Source organism: Fusibacter sp. (assembly GCF_057447755.1).
Genome location: NZ_JBVBZF010000334.1, coordinates 1 through 3806, shown reverse-complemented (window position 1 = coordinate 3806; position 3806 = coordinate 1). Strand labels below are relative to the sequence as shown.

Annotated in this window: 4 protein-coding genes; all 4 read right to left on the bottom strand. The window is 35.3% G+C overall.

The genetic code is table 11. The features are described 5' to 3' along the window. Positions 1-126: 126 nt before the first annotated feature. A complete protein-coding gene (locus tag AC220I_RS19645; RefSeq protein ID WP_486725564.1) occupies positions 127-636 on the bottom strand; it encodes a hypothetical protein in 510 nt (169 codons plus the stop codon). A gap of 28 nt (positions 637-664) precedes the next feature. After that, entirely contained in the window at positions 665-2380 is a 1716-nt protein-coding gene (locus AC220I_RS19640; protein ID WP_486725563.1) for a hypothetical protein, read from the bottom strand. Between the two features lie 81 nt (positions 2381-2461). Further along, a complete protein-coding gene (locus AC220I_RS19635) occupies positions 2462-2971 on the bottom strand; it encodes a type III secretion system chaperone family protein (protein ID WP_486725562.1) in 510 nt (169 codons plus the stop codon). Positions 2972-2999: 28 nt separating this feature from the next. Next, positions 3000-3806 (bottom strand): hypothetical protein (locus AC220I_RS19630; RefSeq protein WP_486725561.1); only part of this gene is annotated, 807 nt, incomplete at its 5' end.

Genomic DNA, 3806 nt, shown 5'->3' with positions numbered 1-3806 from the left:
CACCTTCCATAGGACGAGGACCACTTTCAAATTCTTCCACGTAAACACCGGGAGATAAATATTCTGCCATAATTTGTCCTGGTGATGATCAAAATCTCACCAGTTCCTCCTTTCAATATTGGTTATTTAGAATGTTGACTTTAAAGTATCTAACGTCATTTTACCTTGAATGGTACTTTCAATGGCTTCGTGAAAATGCTTTAAAATACTCACATAGGCTGTGAAAGTATCAATCGTTTGTAGTGCATGGTCATGAGAAACTTTTGAATCAATCATGACATAACGATAATGCACTTTGTTATTTAGGATGCCAAAGTGTCCTAATGGCATCCTTGTATTGATAAATGAGACAATTGTCTCAGCTAAAGGGATTTGGGTTGCTCCAATTTCAACAGGTAATTCTGTGTAAAGCTGAAGCAACAATACATTTGTTTTGTCCTTGTTTTGATTGAGCAGATAAGAAATACTGACCAATCGTTCTCTTTTTTTAAAATCTTGATCTGCATAAACGATTAAAGTACTCTTATCTAAAACATGATCTTTTTCAAAAAATGCGGATTGAAATTCATAATCTGCAAATTTTTTATGCAGGTATCTGATATTATTCAGTACATATTGATCCTTAACCAGCATCATATTTCAATCCTCACATTATCATTAATAGTTACTTGAATTTTTCAATAAACATTTTGTAAGCTTCGGCTAGTCCTTTATTCTTATTATCTGCTTTTGAGGCCGTTTGAACATAATTTGCAATTCTCAAAAGCTTTTTAGAGTTAACACCAGTGGAATCAATTATATCTTTGGTTTCAACATACTTAAACTTATCCGCCAAATCCTGGTAAGAATCAGGTAAGCCAGCAATGATCTCCAATAGATGATTGGTATAATCGCTTGCTTTTGCTTTATCTTCTCTTGTCTTTTTAATGACTTTAGTCCCAGCCTCCAATGCCGATAATTTTGCCGCATCCTTTGCATATTCTTCTTTGCTCTTTGATCCAGCATGTTTAATCAAGTTTTTTCCACTAATGTTTCCACCATATTTTGAAATTAAATCATTTAAACCTCCAAGCAGAGGTATTATACTTAATACCATCTTAGCGCCACTTATGGCTCTGCTATTGCGATTGACTTTTCTAAGTTTGTCCTCTATTAAAAATTTCTGAATGTCTTGTATTTCTTCTTTAACATCAGCATCCTGAACGGGCTCACTTTTTAATTGTTCAAGTCTTTCGCTCATTGTTTTTTGGTCTACGGTTAAATCCGTCTTCTTCCAAAATTTAAGACGGCTACTCTTTTGCACCATCGATTTAGTATTAGGCTTACTAGCTTTCTTGTCTGCTGCTTTATCATCTGATGCGTTATCAGATTTATTGTCACCTTTTTTATCCGCTTCAAATGATTTTTTCAAATATTTTTCTTTAAACAGCCTTCGATAATCATTCATTTTAACCCTATTTTCATTTGCTTTATGTGCTTTTCTGGCATTCGTAATCGCTTTTATAGCACCTACGACAATATCAAAACCTGGGATCAAGCCAATAATACTTAGTGCAGTATCTCCATAACCATCAAAAATATCAACAATACTATTAAATTTAGCAGCCTTCTCATCATTAGCATTACCTGATTTTTCAGTTTCACCTTCTGATGCATTTTCATCATTCGAATCTTTAGTTTCTTCTGGTTCTTCTTTTGCAGCTGTACCATATGCTTCTTCTGAAAGCCGAATTGCCTCTATAGCAGCACCTGCTATACCTTGCCCATTTGTAAAATCTGCTAAATCAGCCTCTAATGAAATTGCTGCTGCAATCGAATTTTCAGATGATTCGTCATCACCTTGTTTCAGTTCCTCTGGAGATGCATCTACATTGTCTTTAGCCGACTCATCATTTGATTCTTCATCAACTTTTTCCGTAGTGACTTCAATTGATTTTTCATCTTTTTTACCTTTAGTCTTTTTATCCTTCTTTTTTTTCTTTTTCGGTTCTTTATTTTCAGTCTTTTCAGTAACAAGAAATTTTATTTCTTCTCCGATAACATAATCATGGAAAATATTGTGTAGAATTCTCAAACCTTCTAAATCTTCATTTTTTGTCTTTTCAATATTTTTTCGAGTTTCATCATTTAAAGTATCAAATTTTGATTTCTTGATCTCGGGAACTTTTTCTTTTGGTGCTTTTTTATCTTTTCCTTTTTTCTTTGAATTTGATTCCTCGCCGACTTTATAGCTATTACTCGCTTTATCCTGCCCTGAATCATCATCTGGATTATCACCAGAGCCATTCGCATCACTCTCAGTGCTTTTTTTACTATCCTCCTCTTTTTCTTCTTCTATTTCGTCTTCTTTTTGATCTAATAATTTGTCATCCACCGACATTTAATCAACTCCTTTTGTAACCTACTTATTCAATTATTTATGGTTGTTGATTGCTCGGTAGTTTAAAAATATAGTGCGATCTTAAAACTTAGTTTTCAAAGTCTCTAAAGTCATATTTCCTAGAATGACATCTTCTATGGATTCTTGGAAGATGTCCAAAATATCCACATACATGAAGAATGTTTCAATCGTTTGCATTGCATGATCAACCGAATCCTTGGTATCAACCATGACGTAGCGATAATGGACCTTGTTGTTCTGAAGTCCAAAATGACCGATTGGCATTCTCGTATTAATAAATGAGACCAGTGTCTCAATCAAAGGGATTTGAGTTTCTGCCACTTCAACTGGCAATTCAGTAAAAAACTGAAGTAGCAAAATATTGGTTTCTTCCTCTGAAAGCTCCATTAGATAAGCAAGATTGATCAGTTGTTCTCTGCCTTTATAATCCTTTTCTGCAGATACCAATAATGTGCTCATTTCTAACAGCTGATTTTTTTCAAGAACTTTAGTTTTGACCTCAATTTCTGCAAATTTTTCGTGTAAGTATTGAATTTTCTTGAGTGCGAGTTTTTCATGATCGATTGCCATAGTTAGCCATCCTTTCTATTCTTGATCTCTATCCTTCAAAGAGTTTTATAAACATTTTATAGGCATTGGCCTTGCCCTTCTTTTTATCAGAATCGCTTGCAGCCGTTTTTGCCTGTGTGGCGGCTTTATCGAGTTTGCCTGAATCAACACCAGTTGCATCCACCATATCTTTGGTTTCTGCATATTCAGATTTATCCTCTGGTGCATCATAGGTATCTGGTAAGCCACCGATTACTTCCATTAAATATTGTGTGTATTGAGACCCTTTGTCTCTTCCGCCTCTACCTTGGTAAGCGCCCATAATACCACCACCAACAGTAGATGCAACATCAACTGAGTCAAGTGCAAAATCTATACCACCAGCAATACTTTCAGCAACAAGACTACCACCAAAGGTTCCAATTAAGGCGGCAATTTTACCTGTGATTGCCACAAGTTTCGTGACGATAGTACCCGCACCTTTTATCTCTTTGTTTCGATTACCTCTTCTTAAACGATCTTGAATTAAAAACTTAGTAATGTCTTTTAATTCTTCCTTTTCAGAATCTGTAAGACTATCCTTTGCTCTCAATTCATCGCGGCGAGCCTTCATGGTTTCTTCATCGACAGTGATATCCGTCTTCTTCCAAAGTCTTCTGACATTAAATCGGCCTATTTTTTTGACCATAGATTTGCCCTGAGTTTCGCCCTCCGATTCAATAGGTCTGTTCATATACTTTTCTTTGAAAAGTCTACGACTGTCGTTCATTCTGACTCTTGCTCGATCTGCTTTTATAATTTTGTAAACAGCTATACCAGCTTCTATGGCATCTATGACCATCCCAAGACCAGGAAT

Coding starts and splice junctions, on each gene's coding strand:
- AC220I_RS19640 (WP_486725563.1), bottom strand. CDS start 2,380: ATGTCGGTGGATGACAAATTATTAGATCAAAAAGAAGACGAAATAGAA.
- AC220I_RS19645 (WP_486725564.1), bottom strand. CDS start 636: ATGATGCTGGTTAAGGATCAATATGTACTGAATAATATCAGATACCTG.
- AC220I_RS19635 (WP_486725562.1), bottom strand. CDS start 2,971: ATGGCAATCGATCATGAAAAACTCGCACTCAAGAAAATTCAATACTTA.